The sequence below is a fragment of the Streptomyces sp. CB01635 genome (assembly GCF_002803065.1).
Taxonomy (GTDB): domain Bacteria; phylum Actinomycetota; class Actinomycetes; order Streptomycetales; family Streptomycetaceae; genus Streptomyces.
The window spans coordinates 459,412-479,858 of sequence record NZ_NNBL01000002.1 but is presented as its reverse complement, the minus strand read 5'-3'; the positions used below and the strand labels follow the sequence as shown (position 1 = coordinate 479,858).

Genomic DNA, 20,447 nt, shown 5'->3' with positions numbered 1-20,447 from the left:
CCTCACAACAAGCCGCGATGACGTTCTTTGTCCCCTCTCACAGCGGGCCTGTCCCAGGAGTGACCATTACCGTCATAGCTATGACGACTTCCGCATCCCTCCCTGCCGAGTCCGAAAGCGCCATACCCGTCGACGGCACCGTGACCGACCGACTCGTCGAGGCGAACCAGCGCTACGCAGCGGCGTTCACCGATCCCGGCATGGACGCCCGGCCCGTCCTGAAGGTGGCCGTCGTGGCGTGCATGGACGCCCGGCTCGACCTGCACGACGCCCTGGGTCTCGAACTGGGTGACTGCCACACCATCCGCAACGCGGGCGGCGTCGTCACCGATGACGTCATCCGCTCGCTCACCATCAGCCAGCGGGCGCTCGGCACCCGCAGTGTGGTCCTCATCCACCACACCGGCTGCGGCCTGGAGAGCCTCACGGAGGAGTTCCGCCACGAACTGGAGATGGAGGTCGGCCAGCGCCCGGCCTGGGCCGTGGAGGCATTCCGCGATGTCGACCAGGACGTGCGCCAGTCGATGCAGCGCGTGCGGACGTCCCCGTTCCTGGTGGACACCGACAATGTGCGCGGATTCGTCTTCGATGTGAAGACGGGTCTCCTCCGGGAGATCGATCCCGCGTAACAAAAGGCCGCAAGGCCCGACATATCTCTGGCAGTTATCCACAGGCGGATGACACGAACCGGTAACGGCAACAAGAATGCGGAGTGGCACCCCGTGCGAGGAGACGGAACTCGTCGCGCGTGGTGTCCGTGTTTCGGGGTGGGCCGGGCCGCAGCCAAGAGCGTCGGCCCGGACAGTACGGGCCGAGGAGGGCCGGGTGACGACCTATGACGATCGAGCGAGCCTCACTGATCTGACCACCACTGTGGAGCGGGTCCGCAGGTCGGTGGAGAGTGTGATCGAGGGCAAGCCGGAGGTCGTACGGCTTTCGCTGACGGTGCTCCTGGCCGAGGGGCACCTGCTCATCGAGGATGTACCGGGCGTCGGCAAGACCATGCTGGCGAAGGCGCTCGCCAAGTCCATCGACTGCTCGGTGCGTCGCATCCAGTTCACGCCCGACCTGCTGCCGTCGGACATCACCGGTGTGTCCATCTGGGACCAGCAGCGCAGGGACTTCGAGTTCAAGCCCGGTGCGATCTTCGCGCAGATCGTGATCGGCGACGAGATCAACCGCGCGTCCCCGAAGACGCAGTCGGCGCTCCTGGAGTCTATGGAGGAACGCCAGGTCACCATCGACGGGCAGACGTACGAGCTGCCCAGCCCCTTCATGGTGGTGGCCACGCAGAACCCGGTCGAGATGGAGGGCACGTACCCGCTGCCCGAGGCGCAGCGCGACCGTTTCATGGCCCGGGTGTCGATCGGCTACCCGAGCCCGGAGGCCGAGCTGCAGATGCTCGACATCCACGGCGGGGCCTCCCCGCTGGACGACCTCCAGCCGGTGGCGCACGCGCACGACATCGTGAAGCTCGTCGACGCCGTCCGCTCGGTCCACGTGGCCGACTCGGTGCGGCGGTACGCGGTCGACCTGGTCGCTGCCACGCGCAGCCACCCCGACCTCAGACTCGGCGCCTCGCCGCGCGCCACGCTTCATCTGCTGCGGGCGGCGAAGGCATCCGCGGCGCTGAGCGGGCGTGAGTACGCACTGCCGGACGACGTGCAAGCGCTCGCCGTGCAGGTCCTCGCCCACCGCCTGCTGCCCACCGCCCAGGCCCAGTTGAACCGGCGCACGTCCGAACAGGTCGTCCTGGAGATCCTCCAGCACACGGCGGTCCCGGCCGCCTCGGGCCACGGATCCCCGATGTACGGCCGGCAGCCGCCCGGCGCCCGGAGGCTGTGATGGCCGACGGGGGAGGCTTCGGGGGTGACGACGACAAGGGCGGCCTCCGGGTCGCGCTCTCGGGGCTGACCACCAGGGGCCGTTCGTTCCTGGCCGCCGGAATCGCGGCGGCGATCTGCGCGTACGTCCTGGGGCAGGCCGATCTGCTCCGGGTCGGGCTGCTGCTCGCCGTGCTGCCGCTGGTCTGCGCGTTCGTGCTCTACCGCACGCGCTACCGCGTCTCGAGCAGCCGACGCCTGTCCCCCGCGCGCGTGCCCGCGGGCAGCGAGGCCCGCGTCCATCTCCGGATGGACAACGTCTCGCGGCTGCCCACCGGCCTGCTGATGCTCCAGGACCGGGTGCCGTACGTGCTCGGGCCGCGTCCCCGTTTCGTCCTGGACCGGGTGGAGGCGGGCGGCCGCCGCGAGGTGTCGTACCGCGTGCGCTCGGACCTGCGGGGCCGCTATCCGCTCGGCCCGCTCCAGCTGCGCCTGACGGACCCGTTCGGCCTGTGCGAACTGTCCCGCTCCTTCTCCACGTACGACACCCTCACGGTCATCCCGCGCGTGGAGTCGCTGCCCGCGGTGCGGCTGACCGGAGAGGCCAAGGGGTACGGCGACGGGCGGAACCGCTCGCTGGCCCTGGCCGGCGAGGACGACGTGATCCCGCGCGGTTACCGCTACGGAGACGACCTGCGCCGCGTGCACTGGCGCTCGACCGCGCGATACGGCGAGCTGATGGTGCGCCGCGAGGAGCAGCCGCAGCGGGCCCGCTGCACGGTGCTCCTCGACACCCGGCGCCTCGCCTTCCAGGGCGCGGGCCCCGACTCGGCCTTCGAGTGGGCGGTGTCCGGTACGGCGTCGACGCTGTTCCACATGCTCGAACGGGGCTTCTCCGTACGCCTGTTGACCGATACGGGCACTTCGGTGCCGGGCGAGGGGTCCGACGGGTTCGCGGGCGCCAGCCAGGAGTCGGCGGACGCGGCCGGGCTGATGATGGACACGCTCGCCGTCGTCGACCACTCGGACGGCTCGGGGCTCTCGCGCGCCTACGACATGCTGCGCGGGGGGAACGAGGGACTGCTGGTGGCCTTCTTCGGCGATCTCGACGAGGAACAGACAGCGGTCGCCGCCAAGATGCGGCAGCGCAGCGGCGGCGCCGTCGCCTTCGTCCTGGACAGCGGGGCCTGGACTCGCGGCGCCCCTTCGGAGCGCTGCGAGGAGCGGCTGCGGATGCTGCGCGAGGCGGGCTGGTCCGCCCTCGCGGTCCCGCCCGGCACGTCCTTGACCGAGCTGTGGCGCGACGCCGACCGGCACCGGGCAGCCACGGGCGCGGAGAGCGGACCGGCGGTGGCGGGGTGGGGTTCTTGATCATGCGTGATGTCACAGGGGGAAAGGCGCGGTCATGAGTGGAGGCGCTCGGCTGACGCTGTGTGCGACGGCGGCCACGTTCATGGCGGCGTGTGCCCTGCTGCCGCTCGTCGATGACGCGATCTGGATCGTCCAGGCCGCGTTCCTGCTGGTCGTCCAGGCCGGGGTGGGGGCACTGACCCGGCGCGTGCCGCTCGCGCGGCCGCTCACGGTGGCCGTGCAGGCGCTCGTGACGCTGCTGCTGCTGACTCTGCTGTTTGCGAACCCCCAGGCGATCGGCGGGGTGTTGCCGGGGCCGGAGGCGTTCCGTCACTTCGGGGAGCTGCTCCAGGCGGGCGGCGACGACGTGGGGCGGTTCGCGATCCCCGCGCCGCTGTCCGACGGGATCCGGCTGATGCTCGTGGGCGGCGTCCTGGTGATCGGCCTCGCGGTGGACGCGCTCGCGGTGACGTTCCGCAGCGCGGCGCCCGCCGGGCTGCCGCTGCTCGCCCTCTACTCGGTCGCCGCGGGCCTCTCCCAGGCCTCCATCGACTGGCTGTGGTTCCTGCTCGCCGCCGGCGGCTATCTGCTGCTGCTCCTCGCCGAAGGCCGGGACCGGCTCTCGCAGTGGGGGCGCGTCTTCGGCGGTACGGCCCGTTCACCGGGCCGCGCGGGCGGCGCGGTGGAGAGCACGGCCGACGCCGTGGCCCCGCTTCGTACGGGCCGCCGCATCGGCGCGCTCGCGCTCGGCATCGCCCTGGTGGTGCCGCTCGCGCTGCCCGCGCTCGACGGCGGCCTGCTCGGCCCGTCGGGTACGGGGACGGGTGTGGGCTCCGGGGGCGGCGGCACCATCTCCGCCGTGAACCCCCTGGTCTCCCTTCAGAACAGCCTGAACCAGCCCGAGGACCGGGAGGTGATGTCGTACCGCACGAACTCGAAGAACACCCAGGACCTGTATCTGCGGATCGTCTCCCTCGACGAGTTCGACGGGACGACCTGGCGGCCCGCCAAGCGCAGCATCATCGACGTGCCCTCGCCGTTCCCGAGCCCGCGCGGCCTCGGCGCGGACGTCCGCAGGACGGAGATCCGCACGAACATCGCGGCGGCCGGCTGGTACGCCCAGGACTGGCTGCCGCTCCCCTACCCGGCGACGAAGGTCGACATCTCGGGACGCTGGCGGTACGAGCCGGTGGGCCGGACCCTCGTCGGCGATCACAACCAGACCACGCGGGGCAAGAAGTACGGCGTCGAGAGCCTGATCGTGCAGCCGACCGCCGAGCAGCTGGCGAACGCTCCCGCGGCGCCGAGCGAGCTGCGCCGGGAGTTCACCAAGGTGCCGTCCTCGCTGCCGGCGATCGTCGAGAAGACGGCGCTGCGCGTCACCGAGGGCGCGGCGAACGACTACCAGCGTGCCGTGAAGCTCCAGAACTACTTCGCCGTGAGCGGCGGCTTCACGTACAACACGGAGGTCCGGGCGGGCAGCGGATCCTCGGCCATCGCCCGTTTCCTGAAGGACAAGGAGGGCTTCTGCGTCCACTTCTCCTTCTCGATGGCCGCGATGGCCAGGACTCTGGGGATCCCGGCGCGGGTGGCGGTGGGCTTCACGCCGGGCTCTCCGCAGGCGGACGGCCGGATGTCGGTTGGCCTGCGGGACGCGCACGCGTGGCCCGAGCTGTACTTCGAGGGCGTGGGCTGGACCCGCTTCGAGCCGACGCCGAACCGCGGCACGGCACCCGAGTACACGCGTGACGACACCCCGGTGGGCAGCCCGAGCAACCCGGCGGCGCCCAGCGAGGCCGCTTCGTCGGAGCCGTCGGCGGGGCAGCCCTCCGCGTCGGACAACTGCCCGGCGGCCGAGCGGAAGCTGGGCGGCTGCTCGAACACCGCGCCCGCGGTGATCGGCTCGTCCGGCGGCGACGGCCCGCCCTTCGGCACGATCGCCCTCATCGCGCTCGGCGTACTGCTGGTGGTGCTCCTGCCGTTGCTCCCGATGCTGTGGCGGCAGCGGGTACGGGCGGTGCGGCTCGGCTCGCCCGGCCGCACGGACGGGGACGCGGCGGCACGTGCCCTCGCGGCGTGGCTGGAAGTGACCGATACGGCGTGGGACCACGGCATCGCACCGGACGAGTCGCAGACGCCGCGGAAGGCGGCCGCGCGGATCGTCCGCATCGGACAGCTCGACCAGGTGGCGGCGGACTCCGTGCATCGGGTGGCGGCCGCGGTGGAGCAGGTCCTCTACGCGCCGAGGCCGCAGCCGACGGCGGGCCTCGGGGACGACGTGCGCCGCCTTGAGCAGGGCCTGCACGTCAAGTCGAGCCGCTCGGCCCGGCTGCGGGCGACGCTCGCACCGCGCTCGACCGTTCGAGTGGCGTGGAGTCTTTCGCAGCGCTGGGCGGCGCTGGGCTCCCGCTGGACGGCGCGGAAGTCGACGCTCCTGCGGCGTCCGCGGCGGCCTTCCGGCCAGGAGAGCTGAGGGGGGCGGCCGCTCGTGCGCAAGTGGCCACGCTGAGGCGCCGGCGCGCGGAGACGCCTGAGGGGTGACCACCAGTGAGTGGTCACCCCTCAGCTACTTCTGTTCCTGTGGGGACTATTGATCCCGTGAGGACTTCGTCCGGCGGGGGCTCAGTGGCCGCCCTGTTCGTCTCGGCGCCGCTGCCAGCGCTGCTCGATCCGGTTCATCATCGAGCGGCGCTGCTTGCCCTGACGCCGCGCGGCCGGCGGCGCTCCTGGCGCTGCTCCGGCAGCCGGCTGTTCACCGGGCTTGGGCGCTTTGCGCCATCCGGTCACGGCAAGGACCGCGCAGCCCAGCATGACGAGGAACCCCACCACGCTGATCCAGATCTGCTGTGCGACCATTCCGGCCATGAGGAGCGCGATACCCACCAGGAAGCCGGCGACTGCCTGGTAGACCCGACGTCGGGTGTACGTACGCAGCCCGCTTCCCTCAAGCGCTGTCGCGAACTTGGGATCTTCGGCGTACAGCGCTCGCTCCATCTGCTCGAGCATTCGCTGCTCGTGCTCCGAGAGCGGCACGGAGTCCTCCTCATCGTGCAGTCGCCGGGGCGACCGGGGGTCCCCTTCAGGATAGGCAGGGAATCGCCCCCGTGAAACCCGCCCCTCTACGCCAACTTCGCCAACCAGGACCGCCACTCCGCTCCGGCTCGCTGAGGCGTTAATGCCCCGGCGGCCGTCCCGTCATGCCGGACCAGTTCCCTCGATCATACGGCGCCCGGCGCCGAAGCGGGGGGCCTGTGGCGTACTCCATCCGCCGCTGCGCCGCTGATCAGCGGCGCGTCACCGGGGGCAGTCAGGCCTCAGGGGTCCCCTGCTTCTCGCCGAGGACGTGCAGTTGCGTGGCGACGGAGTGGAAGGCGGGCACCTCGGCGGCGGCGGCCTCCAGCTTGAGGAGCTCCTGGAGGGCTCCCGGTTCGGTGTCCACGAGGACGCCCGGCACGAGGTCGGCGAAGACCCGAACGCCGTGCACCGCGCCGACCTCGACGCCCGCGGATCCGACGAGCTGGGTGAGCTGCTCGGCACTGAAGCGGCGCGGCACGGGGTCGCCGTCACCCCAGCGGCCCGCCGGGTCGCCGAGGGCCTGCCTGGCCTCCTTGAAGTGCCCGGCGAGTGCCCGGGCGAGCACGGCGCCGCCGAGTCCCGCGGCGAGCAGGCTGAGGACGCCGGAGGAGCGGAGGGCGCCCACCGCGTTGCGTACGCCCTCGGCCGGGTCGTCGACGTACTCAAGGACGCCGTGGCACAGGACCACGTCGTATCCGTCACGCTCGACGACGTCGAAGAGACCGGAGACGTCGCCCTGCACCCCGCGCACGCGGTCGGCCACGCCGGCCTCGGCCGCGCGGCGCTCGAGTGCGAAGAGCGCGTTCGGGCTGGGGTCGACGACGGTGACGCGGTGACCGAGGCCGGCCACCGGCACCGCGAAGTTGCCGCTGCCGCCTCCGGTGTCGAGCACGTCGAGCGACTCGCGCCCCGTGGCCTTGACACGTCGGTCGAGGGCGTCCTTGAGAACGTCCCAGACCACGGCGGTACGGAGAGAAGCGCGGGGGCGCATCGGGTCCGACACGACAGGTGACTCCTCGGCGCGGCTCCGGCTCTTGGGCTGCGGAGCGATGGGGATTCCTCCCCCACCGGCACGGCGATGGGTGGAGGCTTCGGGCGCCTCCACCCTATTGCCTCGTGAGAGCTGTCCGGTCACCCCACGTCGGGCACCTCCCGGCCCGCCGGCGGGCCCTCGTCCTGCGCCCTGGGCTGGGGCAGTAACGGCTGGAGGACCAGCATCCGTTCGACGAGGCGCAGGAACATCGCGACGTCGCGGAGCAGGTCGTCCGCGTCGCGGGTGCCGGCCGCTCCCTGGATGCCCGCTTCGGCGCGTGCCCTGCGGGTGGCGCCGGAGGCGAACAGGGCGCTCCACTCGGTCAGTTCGGGTGCGATCTCGGGGAGCACTTCCCAGGCGCTCCGTATCCGGGCGCGGTGTCGGGGCGTGGGTTCGGGGCGGCCGCGGGCGGCCAGTACGGCGGCCGCGGTGCGCAGCGCGGCGAGATGGGCCGTGGCGTACCGCTCGTTGGGCGTTTCGAGGAGGGCCGCCTCGTCGAGGCCCGTGCGCGCCTGGGCGAGCAGGTCAAGAGCGGCGGGAGGGGCAGTTGTCCGGCGGAGTACGGGGTGGACGTCGGCGGCGGGTCCGGTCAGCGAGGGTGCAGGGCCTGTGGCGCGGGGCCGGCGTGCGGCTGCTGCTGAATGTCCAGCCATGACGAACCTCCTGTCGTCTGCGTGACGGCTCAGTGGCCGTATGTGCCCATCGTGGAGTACGCCACTGACAATCGGCCCTGACCTGCACTTTTGCTTCGAGCGACAGTTCGGGCTAACTTTTGCACTGACCAGTCAGTTCAAAAGTAGGGGGCCCGACCATGGACGGTCCGAACGCGGTCGCCGTCAGCGCCGAGAGGTTCGGGCTCAAGGGTCCGCGCGGCTGGGCGTTCCGCGGGGTGGACATCGACGCGGAGCCCGGGGCGCTCGTCGCTGTCGAAGGGCCGTCCGGGTCGGGCCGCACCTGCCTGCTGCTCGCCCTCACCGGACGCATGCGGCCCACCGAGGGCGCCGCGTCCGTAGGCCCCTTCCGGCTGCCGAAGCAGTTGTCCGCGGTCCGGCGGATCAGCGCTCTCGCCCATGTGCCCGGGGTCACCGACCTCGATCCCGCGCTGACGGTCGAGGAGCATCTGCGCGAACGGGCGCTGCTACAGCGGCGGTTCGACGGTTCCCTGCGGACGCTGCTGCGGCCACGGGCGGAGCGGGCCGCCGCCTCGCGGCTGCGGATCGACACCGCGCTGGCCGCCGCGGGCCTCGACCGGGAGGCGCTGCCGAAGGGCACCCGCACCGCCGTGCGCGACCTTGAGCGCATCGAGGCGCTCCGGCTGTCGGTGGCCCTCGCGCTGATCGGGCGGCCGCGGCTGCTCGGCGTCGACGACACCGACCTGAAGCTCTCGGACGCCGAACGGACGCAGGTCTGGGACCTGTTGAGGTCCGTCGCCGAGTCCGGCACGACGGTCGTGGCGGTGTGCAGCGAGGCGCCGAAGGACGCGGTCGTCGTATCGACGGCGCCCCGCGACGAAGCGGACGAGCAGAGCCCCGAGAATCCCGAGACCGACAAGAAGGAGACGGCGGATGCGCTCGCCGAAGCTGGCCGCGCTTGAGCTCAGGCGCTTCGGCAGGGGGAAGCTGCCGCGCGCCGCGCTCGCCGCGCTCCTGCTGCTGCCCCTGCTGTACGGCGCCCTGTACCTGTGGTCGTTCTGGGACCCGTACGGGCGTCTCGACAGGATTCCCGTCGCGCTCGTCAACGACGACAAGGGGGCGCGGGCCGCCGGCCAGAAAGTCGTGGCCGGCGACGACATCACCGAGGGGCTGCACGACAGCAAGACCTTCGAGTGGCACGAGGTGAGCGCGGCGCAGGCCCGCAAGGGCGTCGAGGACGGGACGTACTACCTGTCGCTGACGATGCCCGCGGACTTCAGCGAGCGCATCGCGTCCAGCTCCGGGGACACCCCGGAGACCGGCGCTCTTCAGGTGCGGACGAACGACGCCAACAACTACATCGTCGGGCAGATCTCGCGGACGGTGTTCTCCGAGGTGCGTTCGGCGGCGTCCACCAACGCGTCGCGCTCGTTCCTCGACCGGATCTTCATCTCGTTCTCCGACATCCACGACGCGACCAAGAAGGCCGCGAAGGGGGCCGATCAGCTCGAGGGCGGTATCGGCAAGGCGAAGAAGGGGTCCAAGGACCTGGCGGACGGTCTGAAGGACGCCAAGAAGGGCAGCGGTGAGCTGGCCGGCGGGATCAAGAAGCTGAACAAGGGCGCGGGGGATCTGGAGTCCGGCTCGAAGCAGGTCTCCGACGGCACCCAGCTCCTCGCCGACAAGGTCAACGGCGTCGCCGGGCAGGTGCGCCCGTTCCTGAAGGACAACAAGAAGGCGATCGGCGACACCGCCCGGCTCGTCGCCGACTCGGCGAAGGGCATCCGGCACAACCTCGACGTCCTGGTGAAGACGGCGCCGACGGCCGCCAAGGGCGCGCACGCGGGGTCCGACGTCCTGGACGGGGTCTACCAGGCGCGCTGCGAGACGCTGCCCCTGCCCGACCCGGCCTGCCCCGACCTCAAGAAGGCCAAGGTGGCGGCGGCCGACGTGGCGAAGGTCGCCGACGACCTGAACGTCCTGATCGAGGACGACCACGGCGACCTGGACACCCTCGACCGCCATCTCGCCACGCTCCAGCGGCAGTCCGAGGCGCTGGCCGAGCACGCCCCGACGCTCGACCAGGACGTGGCCACCGCCGTCTCGAAGATCAATGCCCTCAACAAGGGCGCGGGCCAGGTCGCCAAGGGCGCCAAGCAGCTGCACACCGGGCTCGGCACGGCGAAGACGGGCTCGGCGGACCTCGACACGGGCGTCGGCAAGCTGAAGACGGGCGCGAGCGATCTCAACGGCGGCATGTTCAAGCTGGCCGACGGCTCCGGCGAGCTGGCCGGCGGGCTCCACGACGGGGTGAAGCAGATCCCCGACTACGACAAGAAGGACCGCGACCAGCGCACCGGCGTCATGTCCGACCCGGTCCAGCTCGCCTCGCAGTCCCTGCACAAGGCGCCCAACTACGGCACCGGATTCGCCCCCTACTTCATCCCGCTGTCCCTGTGGGTCGGCGCGATGGTGGCCTACATGCTGATCCAGCCGCTCAACCGGCGCGCACTCGCCGCGGGCGCCTCCGCCTGGCGGATCGCGCTGGCCGGCTGGCTGCCCGTGGCCGCGCTCGGGGTGCTCCAGGTGGCCGCCCTGATGTCCGTGCTGCACTGGGCGCTGGGGCTCCAGATGGTCAGGGCGGCCGGAACGGTCGGCTTCCTGTTCCTCGTCACGGCGTGCTTCGCGGCGATCGTGCAGTGGCTGAACGCCCGCTTCGGAGCCGCGGGGCGGATCCTCGTACTCGCCGTCCTGATGCTCCAGTTGACGTCGGCGGGCGGCACGTATCCCGTGCAGACGAGCCCCGGCTTCTTCAACGCGATCCACCCCTTCCTGCCGATGACGTACGTCGTCGAGGCTCTGCGGAGACTGATCTCGGGCGGCGGCCTCGGACCCGTGTGGCAGGCGTGCGCCGTGCTCGCCGCGTTCACGGCCGGCGCGCTGGCCCTGACCGCGCTGAGCGCCCGCAGCAAGCAGGTGTGGACACTGGACCGGCTGCACCCCGAGCTCAGCCTGTGAGCGCACCCATACCGCCGCCTGTGAGAATCAGGGGTATGGAAAGCAGCACACGGCGCCAGGCCACCCGGCAGAAGCTGTACGAGGCCGCGGTCACGCTCATCGCGGAGCAGGGGTTCTCGGCCACCACGGTCGACGAGATCGCCGAGCGCGCCGGGGTCGCGAAAGGCACGGTCTACTACAACTTCGCCAGCAAATCGGTGCTCTTCGAAGAGCTGCTCCGGCACGGCGTCGGGCTTCTCACCGCCTCGTTGCGGGAGGCGTCGGAGAAGACGGCCGCGAGCGGCGGCAGCAAGATCGACGCCCTGGACGCGATGATCCGGGCCGGCCTCGTCTTCATCGACCGCTATCCGGCCTTCACCCAGCTGTACGTGGCCGAGCTGTGGCGCACGAACCGCGCCTGGCAGTCCACCCTCGCCGTGGTCAGGCAGGAGGCCGTCGCCGTCGTGGAGGACGTGCTGCGGGACGCTGTCGAGGGCGGTGAGCTGAGCGAGGAGATCGACATCCCGCTGACGGCGGCCGCGCTGGTCGGCATGGTCCTGGTGGCCGCGCTCGACTGGCAGGCCTTCCAGCCGGAGCGCTCCCTGGACGACGTCCACGCGGCGCTGTCGCGGCTGCTCCAGGGACGCGTGACGGGCGGCCGCTGACCGCTTCCGAACGCGAAGGGGAGACAACAGAGCGCCGGTCCGGCGTGGCCCGAATTCTCAGGCCTCACCGGACCGGCGCGTCCCCCGTGTTCCCCGTATCCCCCAGTGTTCCCCCGTGGGCCCGTCGGTCAGGCGGGCCCCCGTACCCCGCCCCGCCGTGGCGGGAGGAGCGGCCAAGGGGGCGAAGCGCTGTTCCGCCGCCCCGTGTCGGCGGTACCGGCGCCGCGCCCCCTTCCGTGCCTCCACTCTCCCGTCCGCGCAGGTCGGACCCCATCCGCGCAGCTACTCATCTCACGTACTAGGTACGGATACTCAGGCCTGGGTGCTCATGCCCAGGACGCGGAGTTCGCGACTGGTTACGATCACGTCCGTGTCCGTACTCCCCCTGGTCTTCACCAGCGGCTGGGCGAGCGGGATCAACGCGTACGCGGTGGTCCTCCTCCTCGGCATCTTCGGCGCGACCGGGCTGACCGACGAAGTCCCCGAGTCGCTCCAGCGCACCGACGTGCTCATCGCCGCCGGGGTGCTGTTCCTGTGCGAGGCCGTTGCCGACAAGATCCCTTACGTGGACTCGCTCTGGGACACGGCGCACACGGTGATCCGGCCGGTGTCGGGTGCGGTTGTGGGCGCGCTGCTCGCCGGCCAGAGCGGGTCGCTGTCCGACCTCGCGGCGGGCGCGGTCGGCGGGTCCACAGCGCTGGCCAGCCACGCCGTGAAGGCCGGGACGCGGATGGCGATCAACACCTCGCCCGAGCCGTTCAGCAACGTCGCGATGAGCTCGGCCGAGGACCTCGGGGTCGCCGGGATCATCACATTCGCCATATTCCATCCCGAGGCGGCCGCGATCATCGCCGCCGTCCTGCTCGCCCTCGGTCTGTTCATGCTGTACTTCCTGATCTCGCGGATCCGGCGGTTCCTGCGGCGCCGGGCGCAACGGCGCGAGGAGCGGCGGATCGCGGACCGTACCGGGGCGCCGCCGGGCTGATCCGGCCCCCGGCCGGGCTGTCGGCGAGGGTGTCGGTGGAGGCCGATAAAGTCGCTGGCATGGCACGGATTGCGGTGATCGGCGCCGGGATGGGCGCGATGGCGGCCGCTGCCCGGCTGGCCGTGGCAGGCCACCGGGTGGCGGTGTACGAGCGCGCGTCGACGTACGGCGGGGCGCTCGGCGGCTTCGCTCGGGACGGCTTCTCGTTCGACACGGGCCCCGGGCTGCTCCAACTGCCCGCGGTCTACCGGGACTTGTTCATCAAGACGGGCAAGGAACCCCTGGAGGAAGCGGTCGGGCTGACCCAGGTCGAGCCCGCCGTGCGGCACGTCTTCGCGGACGGCACGGCGGTGGACCTGCCGAACGCGCGGCGCGGGGGCACCGCCGACGCCCTGGACGCGGCGCTCGGCGAGGGCTCGGGGTCGCACTGGTCGGCGTTCATGAACCGGGCGCGCGAGGCCTGGGACCGCACCCGGCGCCCGCTCCTCGAAGAGCCCCTGTGGCCGAACTGGCGGATCCTCGCGGACCGCGAGCCGTACCCCGTGGTGGTCCGCCGCCGGATGCTGCGCAAGGACCTGTCGGCGACGACGCTCTCCGAGGTCGCCGCTCTCGAGCTGGGCGGGGACCCGCGGCTCGTCGCGCTCCTCGAGCAGTACGCGCTCGCGTCCGGCCTCGATCCGCGTACGGCTCCGGCGAGCGCGGCCGTGCTGCCGTACATGGAGCAGACGTTCGGTACCTGGGCGGTGCGCGGCGGGATGCGGGAGCTGGCGCGGGCCGTGTACGAGCGGTGTCTTCAGCGGAAGGTCGAGTTCGAGTTCGACGCGCCGGTGGCGCGGATCGTGGAGAAGGACGGCCGGGCGGCGGGCGTCGAGCTGGCCGGGGGCAGGGTCGTGGAGGCCGACTTCGTGGTCGCCGGTGTGGCGCCCGGCGTCCTCGAAGCACTGCTGCCCGGGCGGGCGCTCAGGGGCGAGGACGACGTGGCGCCGCAGTCGGCGCTGCCGAGCCGGCTGACGGTGTTCCTGGCGCTGCGCGGCTCGCGTCCCGGCGACGTCCCGCACCGGACGGTCGTGCACGCGGCGGACCGGGAGGCCGAGCTGGCCTCGCTGTTCGGCGGGGGCACGGCGGTGGCGGAGCGGCCGACGGTCACGGTCCTGCGTCCCGACGACGCCTCCGTGGTGCCGGACCAGGACCATGAGGCGGTCACGCTGGTGGTCACGGTGGCACGCGGCGCGCGCGTGACGGACGCGGACGTGGAGCGGGTCATCGACGCCGCCGGGCAGGCGGTCCCCGGGCTGCGCGACCGCCTGCTGTGGCACGAGGTCCGCACGCCGTCGGATGTCGCCGAGGCGACCGGAGCCGACGGCGGTTCGGTGCCCGCACCTGCCCTGGCAGCGGCCTCCGGCCGGTTTCTGCACTCGTCCAACAGCACGCTCGTTCCGGGCCTGCTCGCCGTCGGCGGCTGGTCGCACCCGGGCGGCGGGCTGCCGCACGCGGGGATGTCGGGCGCACTGGCGGCCGGGCTCATCGTGGAGGGCCCGGACTTCCGCGGCTCGCAGTGACGGGCGACGCCCGCCGGGTTCAGTAGCGGTACTGCTGCTCGTTGTAGCCGGAGCCGCCGTCGTAGCCGCCCTGGCCGTTCTGCTCGTACGGGTAGGGCTGCTCCGGGGGAAGTTCGCCGCCGTACTGCTGGTGCTGGTCGTCGCCGGTGCGCTGCTGGGGCACCCAGACCCCGCCGGACGGCGTCTCCATGCCGTAGCCGCCGTTCGCATACGGGTCGCCGTACTGCTGTCCCGTGCCGTACGCGTCGTCGTACTGGGGCTGCGCCGGGTAGGTCTGCGTCCCGATGTACGGGTCGGAGTAGGCGGCGTACTGCTGCTGGCCGTTGTCGTAGCCGTACTGCTGCTGGTCGTAGCCCGCGTACGCGTCGTAGGCGTAGCCCTGTGCGGCAGCGTCCGTGTGGGCGGCGGCCGGCGCGTAGACGCCGTACTGGCCGGTGTCGTCGGGCATCGGCTGCGGCGCGTAGACCGACGTCACCTCGGCCGCGGACTCGGGCTCGGGCTCGGGGGCGGCCGACTCGTACTCCAGGTCGGAGACCTCGAGGACCGGGTCCTGGTGGACCGGCTCCCTGAGCTTGCGCCGCTTGCTCGCGCCGGGGTTCCCGCCGAGCGCCCAGCCCGTGGAGAAGCCCCTGCGGAACGACAGCGTCACATACGTCTGGCCGACCGCGAACGTGATGGCGCCGATCCCGATGACGATCACCGACGGGATCAGCACACCGAGAACGACGCCGACGAAGCCGACGAAGGCGAGCAGCCGGAAGCGCAGCCTCGCCTTGTACTGGAGCAGTACCTCACCGAGCAGCCACAACGCGACGATTCCGAACGCGATGTAGAGGACCGTCCAGCCCATGTACGCCCCTCTCGTACGGCCGCCGCCCCTGGTGGAATACGGCCGGGTCAGGCCCGCTGGTCGTGCAGGCCCAGATTCTCGTAGATCTCCAGTGTCGCCGTGGAGTTGTTGAGCGTGATGAAGTGCAGACCCGGAACGCCCTCGTCCAGCAGCTTCGCGCAGAACTCCGTCGCGAACTCGATGCCAATGGAGCGTACAGCCGCCGGATCGTCTTTGGCTGTGAGGATGCGCTCTTTCAGGGCGGGCGGGAACGTGGCGTTGCTGAGCTGCGGCAGCCGCTCCAGCATGCGCACGCTCGTGACCGGCATGATCTCCGGGATGACGGGGGTGTCGCAACCCGCTGCCTCGACCCGGTCGCGCAGCCGCAGGTATTCCTCGGGGTAGAAGAACATCTGGGTGATCGCGTAGTCGGCGCCCGCCCGGCACTTGTCCACGAAGTGGCGGACGTCGGAGTCCCAGTCCTCGGAGCGCGGGTGCATCGCGGGGAAGGCCGCGACGCCGACGCAGAAGTCGCCCGACTCCTTGATGAGCCGGACCAGTTCGGCGGCGTAGGTCAGGCCCTCGGGGTGCGCGACCCAGTCGGCCATGGGGTCGCCGGGCGGGTCTCCGCGCACGGCGAGGATGTTCCTGATGCCGGCGTCCGCGTACTGGCCGATGATGTTGCGCAGCTGGGCCACGGAGTGGTCGACGGCCGTGAGGTGGGCGACCGGGGTCAGGGTCGTGTCGGCGACGATCTGCTCGGTCTCGCGGACGGTGCCCGCGCGGGTGGAGCCACCGGCGCCGTACGTCACGGAGACGAAGTCGGGCGCGACGGCCTCGACCCGTCGCAGCGCGTTCCAGAGGTTCCGCTCACCCTTCGGGGTCTTCGGCGCCGAGAACTCGAACGAGAAGGTCGTCTTGCCGGTCGCGAGCATGTCGCGCACGGTGCGTGCGCGATCAGTCCTGGTGGAAGCGGTGCCAAGGGCCATATGGGCAGGTTAGCCACGGGAGGGCTCTGTCCCTAATCCCCGTCCACCCTGCGGACACACGTCTTGGCGGGGCCCGACCGAACGGATCAGGCCGTACGCAGCCGCTTCGCGAAGTCGGCCGCCGCTGCGCCCGGGTCGTCCGCCTCGGTGATGGCGCGGACCACGACGACGCGGCTTGCGCCCGCTTCGAGTACCTCGTCCAGATTGCCCGCGTCGATGCCGCCGATCGCGAACCAGGGGCGGTCCGTGCCGAGCGAGGCCGTGTAGCGCACCAGGTCGAGGCCGGGCGCGTACCGACCGGGCTTGGTGGGGGTCGGCCAGCAGGGGCCGGTGCAGAAGTAGTCCACGCCGTCCTGGACGGCGGCCGCGGCGGCCTCCGTGTCGGCGTGCGTGGAGCGGCCGATCAGGACGTCCTCGCCGAGGATGGCGCGGGCGGCCGCGACCGGCAGGTCGCCCTGGCCCAGGTGCAGGACGTCGGCGCCGGCGGCGTGGGCGACGTCCGCCCGGTCGTTGACCGCGAACAGCTTGCCGTGGCGGGCGGCGGCGTCGGCGAAGACGGCCAGGTGCTCCATCTCCTCGCCCGCCTCCATGCCCTTGTCGCGCAGCTGCACGATGTCCACGCCGTTCGCCAGGACCGCATCGAGGAACTCGGGGAGGTCGCCCTGGCGCTTGCGGGCGTCCGTGCACAGGTACAGCCGGGCGTCGGCGAGCTGGGCGCGCTGCGTTGCGGCCATGGCCATGGGTGAGTCCCCCCTGGTCGGTGGCGTGCGGGCCGCGGTGAGCGCGGCCCGCACGCCGGACGGTTGTCAGGTCAGACGGCGAGCGCCTGGGCGCGGCGCTTCACCTCCGTGCCGCGATTCTCGCTCAGCGCCTGAGCGGGAGTGCCCGGCAGGGTCGGGTCGGGGGTGAAGAGCCACTCGAGCATCTCTTCGTCGTTGTAGCCGTCGTCCCTGAGCAGGGTCAGAGTCCCGGTGAGGCCCTTGACGACCTTGTCGCCGTCGATGAAGGCGGCGGGCACGTGCAGCGCCCTGTTCTCCCCACGGCGTACGGCGATCACCTGGCCTTCCTTCACCAGCTGCCGCACGCGCGTCACCTCCACGCCGAACTGCTCGGCGATGTCGGGGAGGGTGAGCCACTCGGGGACGAGAGCATCGATCTTTGCGTCAATCTCGGTCACAGGACAAGCGTGCCATCCCGGACTGACAGTGGGAAACGCGGCCGCGCAAAAGGCCCGGTCGCCCCGGCGGGGCGGTCAGACGACAGCGGCCTTCAGCGGGCGGGCCGGGTCTCTGATGGCCTGCGGGTCCAGGGGGGCGCCCGACTCGATGAGCTTGCGCCCCTGGGCCAGGTCGCGCGGGCGGCCCACGGCGAGGACGCCGACGAGCCGGCTCTCGCGCAGCCAGCACACGCTCCAGGACGCGCCCTGTGGGTCTCCGCGCCACACGGTGGCGTCGGCGGCCGCGTGATGTCCGGCGTACTGCACGAAGCGGCCGAACTGCTCCGACCAGAAGTACGGCACGGGGTCGTACGTCGCCGGGTTCTCGCCGATGATGTTGGCGGCGACCGTGCGGGGGCCCTGGAGCGCGTTGTCCCAGTGGTGGACCATCAGGCGCTCGCCGTATCTGCCCGAGGGGAAGGACGAGCAGTCGCCGACGGCGTACACATCGGGCTCGGAGGTGCGCAGGCGGTTGTCCGCCATGACCTCGCGGTGGGCGCCGAGCGTGATGCCGGAGCCGGTGAGCCAGCCGGTGGCGGGGCGGGCCCCGATGCCGACGACCACGGCACCTGCGGGCACCCGGGTGCCGTCGTCGAGGACCACGGATCCCGCCTCGACGTGCTCCACGCGCGCGTGGGTGCGCAGTTCCGCCCCGGCGTCCGCGTACCAGGCGGCCATGGGGGCGGCGACCTCCTCGGGCAGCGCTCCCGCGAGCGGCCGCTCGGCCGCCTCGACGACGGTGACCGCGCATCCGGCCTCACGGGCCGCGGTGGCGAACTCGGCGCCGATCCAGCCCGCGCCGACGACGACGATGTCGCGCTGCGCGGCGAGGACGGGGCGCAGGCGTTCGGCGTCGTCGAGCGTGCGCAGCAGATGGACGCCGGGGATGTCCTCCGTACCGGGCAGCCGGATGGGCTCGGCGCCGGTCGCGAGGACGAGGACGTCGTAGGGGGCGGGTCCGGTGGCGGTGTCGAGGGTGTGCTCGGCGGGGCGTACGCCGGTGACCTCGCGGCCCAGTTCGAGCGTGATGTCGAGGGCTTCGAAGTCCACGTCGAAGGCGGACCCCTCGGCCTTGCCGAGCAGGACGGCCTTGGACAGCGGAGGCCGGTCGTACGGCTGGTGGGGTTCCGCGCCGATCAGCGTGACGGCGCCGGTGAAGCCCTGTTCGCGCAGGGCCACGGCGGTCTGGACCCCCGCCATCCCGGCACCGACGATGACGACGTGCCGCCCTGCCTGGGGCACCGGGGCCTGGTTCTGGGTCTGCTCGCTCACCGGATCACCATATGCACCTGACGTTCAGTCAGTCAGCGGGCCGCGTCACTCCGGTCCCGTGACGTCTTCCACACCGGCCGCCGGTTTGACCGCTCCGGCCGTCCGCGCTCCCGCCGTCAGGCGCCCGGGACCTCTTCGACAACGCTCGTCCCGCTGCCGGCCTGCGACTCCCACTCCCACGTCTCGTCCAGCCGCACCCGCCCGTCGGGAAGGTCCACGACGAGCGAGACGCAGTGTCCGGAGGAGGTCGTCGCGTCCGTCTTCAGCTGTACGTACCTGAAGTCGATCCGGTCGCCCTCACGGATGCCCACGAGGTGGCCGCGCACGACGTCCCCGCCCGCGTACTCGGCCCAGATCCGGCCGTCCTCCTCGTGGTACGTGAACCGCGTCCGCGTACCCACCTGTCCGGGGGCCTGGTCGGCGACCGGGGCGAGGACGAGTCCGTCGAGCGAGCGGGCCATGCGGGCGGGCTCCCTTACTGGAGGTCGGGGCAACGGTTTAGGCTGGCCACCGTAAAGCACTCGCGGGAGCCCGGACGTACCGGGCTGAGAGGGAGGCTGTGACGGCCTCCGACCGTACGAACCTGATCCGGGTCATGCCGGCGAAGGGAGGGGCTGGACGCCCATGTCGCGTACTTCAGAAGGCTCCGACGTCCTGGTCGTGGGCGGGGGGATCATCGGTCTCGTCACCGCGTGGCGGGCCGCGCAGCGCGGGCTGCGCGCCGCGGTCGTGGACCCCGAACCGGGCGGCGGGGCCGCGCAGGTGGCGGCCGGGATGCTCGCCGCCGTCACCGAACTGCACTACGGAGAGGCCGAACAGACCCTCCTCGGGCTCAACGTGGAGTCCGCGCGCCGCTATCCGGCGTTCGCGGCCGAGCTCTCCGAGGCCACCGGGCTCGACCTCGGCTACCGCGCGTGCGGCACCCTCGCCGTCGCGCTCGACGCGGACGACCGCGCGCACCTTCGGGAACTGCACGCCCTCCAGCGCAAGTCGGGCCTGGAGTCGGAGTGGCTGTCGGGCCGTGAGTGCCGGCGCCTCGAACCGATGCTGGCCCCGTCCGTGCGGGGCGGCCTGCGCGTCGACGGTGACCACCAGATCGACCCGAGACGCCTCGCGAAGGCCCTTGTCGCGGCCTGCGAGCGGGCCGGGGTGCGGTTCCACCGGCAGTGGGCCGAGCGGCTGACAGTCGTCCGCGAGGGCGCGCGCGGCGTGGTCCTCGCCGACGGCACCGGTCTCGACGCGGACCAGGTCGTCCTCGCCGGCGGCAGCCTCAGCGGCCGCCTCGCCGGAGTCCCGGACGACGTGCTGCCGCCGGTACGCCCGGTGAAGGGGCAGGTCCTGCGCCTGACCGTGCCGAAGATGTACGCGCCGTTCCTGAGCCGCACCGTGCGCGCCGTCGTACGCGGCGGCAACCTCTATCTGGTGCCCCGGGTCAACGGCGAACTCGTCGTCGGGGCCACCAGCGAGGAGCTCGGCTGGGACACGACGGTCACCGCGGGCGGCGTCTACGAGCTGCTGCGCGACGCCCACGAGCTGGTGCCCGGCATCACGGAGCTGCCGCTCACGGAGACCCGCGCGGGCCTGCGCCCCTGCTCCCCCGACAACGCCCCGATCCTTGGCCCGACCGCCCTGCCGGGCCTGCTGCTCGCCACCGGCCACTACCGCAACGGCGTGCTGCTCACGCCGGTCACCGGCGACTCCATGGCCCACGTCCTCGCCACCGGCGAACTCCCCGAAGTGGCCCGCCCCTTCACCCCGCGGCGCTTCGGCGCCGTCCCCGCACCCGTCTCTGTGGAGCAGCCCGTATGACCGTGTCCGTCACCCACGTATCCGTGAACGGCGAGGGCCGCCAGGTCGCCCCGGGCACCACGCTCGACGCCCTCGTCTCGGCGCTGACCACCGCGCCGTCCGGGGTCGCCGCCGCACTCAACGAAACCGTCGTCCCGCGCGCGCAGTGGGCCGCCACCGCACTCACGGACGGGGACCGCGTCGAGGTCCTCACCGCAGTCCAGGGAGGCTGAA

The 20,447-nt window shown here is 72.1% G+C and carries 20 protein-coding genes and 1 riboswitch; of the genes, 11 read left to right on the top strand and 9 right to left on the bottom strand.

From position 1 onward, the window contains the following. Positions 1-80: 80 nt before the first annotated feature. The 4 genes from CG723_RS06185 (at position 81) to CG723_RS06170 (ending at position 5,646) form a co-directional block, all read left to right on the top strand. Positions 81-629, top strand: a complete 549-nt coding sequence (locus tag CG723_RS06185; protein ID WP_100592214.1) for a beta-class carbonic anhydrase — start codon at positions 81-83, stop codon at positions 627-629. Positions 630-825: 196 nt separating this feature from the next. Next, entirely contained in the window at positions 826-1,845 is a 1,020-nt protein-coding gene (locus CG723_RS06180) for an AAA family ATPase (RefSeq protein ID WP_100592213.1), read from the top strand. Continuing rightward, positions 1,845-3,194 carry a DUF58 domain-containing protein gene (locus CG723_RS06175; protein ID WP_100592212.1) on the top strand — a complete coding sequence of 450 codons (1,350 nt, stop codon included), beginning with the start codon at positions 1,845-1,847 and terminating at the stop codon, positions 3,192-3,194. The genes CG723_RS06180 and CG723_RS06175 overlap by 1 nt, the downstream gene beginning before the upstream one ends. A 34-nt stretch (positions 3,195-3,228) precedes the next feature. Then, positions 3,229-5,646, top strand: coding sequence for a transglutaminase TgpA family protein (locus CG723_RS06170; protein ID WP_100592211.1), 2,418 nt, complete (start codon positions 3,229-3,231; stop codon positions 5,644-5,646). Positions 5,647-5,795: 149 nt separating this feature from the next. On the opposite strand, the gene CG723_RS06165 is transcribed toward CG723_RS06170, so the two are convergent. The 3 genes from CG723_RS06165 to CG723_RS06155 all read right to left on the bottom strand — a co-directional run bounded on the left by CG723_RS06165 (position 5,796) and on the right by CG723_RS06155 (position 7,934). Continuing rightward, positions 5,796-6,206: a DUF3040 domain-containing protein gene (locus CG723_RS06165; protein ID WP_100592210.1), complete on the bottom strand. Its 411-nt coding sequence runs from the start codon at positions 6,204-6,206 to the stop codon at positions 5,796-5,798. 274 nt (positions 6,207-6,480) lie between these two features. Beyond that, complete coding sequence (locus CG723_RS06160; protein ID WP_100592209.1) at positions 6,481-7,251, bottom strand: methyltransferase; 771 nt, start codon at positions 7,249-7,251, stop codon at positions 6,481-6,483. A 128-nt stretch (positions 7,252-7,379) separates the two neighbouring features. Further along, positions 7,380-7,934 carry an SAV_6107 family HEPN domain-containing protein gene (locus tag CG723_RS06155; RefSeq protein WP_100592208.1) on the bottom strand — a complete coding sequence of 185 codons (555 nt, stop codon included), beginning with the start codon at positions 7,932-7,934 and terminating at the stop codon, positions 7,380-7,382. Positions 7,935-8,092: 158 nt separating this feature from the next. Here CG723_RS06155 and CG723_RS06150 point away from each other — a divergent pair, with 158 nt between their 5' ends. From CG723_RS06150 to CG723_RS06130, 5 genes are all read left to right on the top strand, one after another. Continuing rightward, positions 8,093-8,875: an ATP-binding cassette domain-containing protein gene (locus CG723_RS06150; protein ID WP_100592207.1), complete on the top strand. Its 783-nt coding sequence runs from the start codon at positions 8,093-8,095 to the stop codon at positions 8,873-8,875. Continuing rightward, entirely contained in the window at positions 8,847-10,931 is a 2,085-nt protein-coding gene (locus CG723_RS06145) for a YhgE/Pip domain-containing protein (protein WP_100592206.1), read from the top strand. Before CG723_RS06150 ends, CG723_RS06145 begins: the two co-directional genes overlap by 29 nt. 35 nt (positions 10,932-10,966) lie before the next feature. Next, positions 10,967-11,575: a TetR/AcrR family transcriptional regulator gene (locus CG723_RS06140; RefSeq protein WP_100592205.1), complete on the top strand. Its 609-nt coding sequence runs from the start codon at positions 10,967-10,969 to the stop codon at positions 11,573-11,575. 370 nt (positions 11,576-11,945) lie between these two features. Further along, positions 11,946-12,560 (top strand): DUF4126 domain-containing protein, encoded by a 615-nt coding sequence (locus CG723_RS06135; protein ID WP_100592204.1) that lies wholly within the window; start codon positions 11,946-11,948, stop codon positions 12,558-12,560. A 59-nt stretch (positions 12,561-12,619) separates the two neighbouring features. Continuing rightward, a complete protein-coding gene (locus CG723_RS06130; RefSeq protein WP_100592203.1) occupies positions 12,620-14,119 on the top strand; it encodes a phytoene desaturase family protein in 1,500 nt (499 codons plus the stop codon). Positions 14,120-14,138: 19 nt separating this feature from the next. Here the strand turns inward: CG723_RS06130 and CG723_RS06125 are convergent, their stop codons facing one another. The 6 genes from CG723_RS06125 to CG723_RS06100 form a co-directional block, all read right to left on the bottom strand. Next, positions 14,139-14,969 carry a hypothetical protein gene (locus tag CG723_RS06125; RefSeq protein WP_100592202.1) on the bottom strand — a complete coding sequence of 277 codons (831 nt, stop codon included), beginning with the start codon at positions 14,967-14,969 and terminating at the stop codon, positions 14,139-14,141. A 47-nt stretch (positions 14,970-15,016) separates the two neighbouring features. Continuing rightward, positions 15,017-15,937 carry a methylenetetrahydrofolate reductase [NAD(P)H] gene (metF, locus tag CG723_RS06120; protein WP_100592201.1) on the bottom strand — a complete coding sequence of 307 codons (921 nt, stop codon included), beginning with the start codon at positions 15,935-15,937 and terminating at the stop codon, positions 15,017-15,019. Positions 15,938-16,023: 86 nt separating this feature from the next. Then, positions 16,024-16,671: a thiamine phosphate synthase gene (gene thiE, locus CG723_RS06115; RefSeq protein WP_100592587.1), complete on the bottom strand. Its 648-nt coding sequence runs from the start codon at positions 16,669-16,671 to the stop codon at positions 16,024-16,026. A 77-nt stretch (positions 16,672-16,748) separates the two neighbouring features. Next, on the bottom strand, positions 16,749-17,114 hold the full coding sequence (locus CG723_RS06110) for an Rv2175c family DNA-binding protein (RefSeq protein ID WP_100592200.1): 366 nt from the start codon (positions 17,112-17,114) through the stop codon (positions 16,749-16,751). Positions 17,115-17,189: 75 nt separating this feature from the next. Next, entirely contained in the window at positions 17,190-18,425 is a 1,236-nt protein-coding gene (locus CG723_RS06105) for an NAD(P)/FAD-dependent oxidoreductase (RefSeq protein WP_100592199.1), read from the bottom strand. A gap of 116 nt (positions 18,426-18,541) precedes the next feature. Continuing rightward, on the bottom strand, positions 18,542-18,886 hold the full coding sequence (locus CG723_RS06100) for a hypothetical protein (RefSeq protein ID WP_100592198.1): 345 nt from the start codon (positions 18,884-18,886) through the stop codon (positions 18,542-18,544). A gap of 52 nt (positions 18,887-18,938) precedes the next feature. Next, positions 18,939-19,052, top strand: a riboswitch (TPP riboswitch). On the opposite strand from CG723_RS06100, the gene thiO reads away from it, so the two are divergent. Together thiO and thiS are read left to right on the top strand one after the other, a co-directional pair. Next, positions 19,050-20,234: a glycine oxidase ThiO gene (thiO, locus tag CG723_RS06095; RefSeq protein ID WP_100592586.1), complete on the top strand. Its 1,185-nt coding sequence runs from the start codon at positions 19,050-19,052 to the stop codon at positions 20,232-20,234. (Overlaps the previous riboswitch by 3 nt.) After that, the gene (thiS, locus tag CG723_RS06090) at positions 20,231-20,446 is read left to right on the top strand and encodes a sulfur carrier protein ThiS (RefSeq protein ID WP_100592197.1); all 216 of its coding nucleotides are present in this window, start codon (positions 20,231-20,233) and stop codon (positions 20,444-20,446) included. The genes thiO and thiS overlap by 4 nt, the downstream gene beginning before the upstream one ends. The last annotated feature ends 1 nt before the right edge of the window (position 20,447 follow it).

What these genes read in the sequence shown, in the direction of transcription:
- CG723_RS06185 (WP_100592214.1), top strand. Translation starts at nt 81, where the DNA reads ATGACGACTTCCGCATCCCTCCCTGCCGAGTCCGAAAGCGCCATACCC.
- CG723_RS06175 (WP_100592212.1), top strand. Translation starts at nt 1,845, where the DNA reads ATGGCCGACGGGGGAGGCTTCGGGGGTGACGACGACAAGGGCGGCCTC.
- CG723_RS06170 (WP_100592211.1), top strand. Translation starts at nt 3,229, where the DNA reads ATGAGTGGAGGCGCTCGGCTGACGCTGTGTGCGACGGCGGCCACGTTC.
- CG723_RS06155 (WP_100592208.1), bottom strand. Translation starts at nt 7,934, where the DNA reads ATGGCTGGACATTCAGCAGCAGCCGCACGCCGGCCCCGCGCCACAGGC.
- CG723_RS06150 (WP_100592207.1), top strand. Translation starts at nt 8,093, where the DNA reads ATGGACGGTCCGAACGCGGTCGCCGTCAGCGCCGAGAGGTTCGGGCTC.
- CG723_RS06145 (WP_100592206.1), top strand. Translation starts at nt 8,847, where the DNA reads ATGCGCTCGCCGAAGCTGGCCGCGCTTGAGCTCAGGCGCTTCGGCAGG.
- CG723_RS06140 (WP_100592205.1), top strand. Translation starts at nt 10,967, where the DNA reads ATGGAAAGCAGCACACGGCGCCAGGCCACCCGGCAGAAGCTGTACGAG.
- CG723_RS06130 (WP_100592203.1), top strand. Translation starts at nt 12,620, where the DNA reads ATGGCACGGATTGCGGTGATCGGCGCCGGGATGGGCGCGATGGCGGCC.
- CG723_RS06125 (WP_100592202.1), bottom strand. Translation starts at nt 14,969, where the DNA reads ATGGGCTGGACGGTCCTCTACATCGCGTTCGGAATCGTCGCGTTGTGG.
- metF (WP_100592201.1), bottom strand. Translation starts at nt 15,937, where the DNA reads ATGGCCCTTGGCACCGCTTCCACCAGGACTGATCGCGCACGCACCGTG.
- thiE (WP_100592587.1), bottom strand. Translation starts at nt 16,671, where the DNA reads ATGGCCGCAACGCAGCGCGCCCAGCTCGCCGACGCCCGGCTGTACCTG.
- CG723_RS06100 (WP_100592198.1), bottom strand. Translation starts at nt 18,886, where the DNA reads ATGGCCCGCTCGCTCGACGGACTCGTCCTCGCCCCGGTCGCCGACCAG.
- thiO (WP_100592586.1), top strand. Translation starts at nt 19,050, where the DNA reads ATGTCGCGTACTTCAGAAGGCTCCGACGTCCTGGTCGTGGGCGGGGGG.
- thiS (WP_100592197.1), top strand. Translation starts at nt 20,231, where the DNA reads ATGACCGTGTCCGTCACCCACGTATCCGTGAACGGCGAGGGCCGCCAG.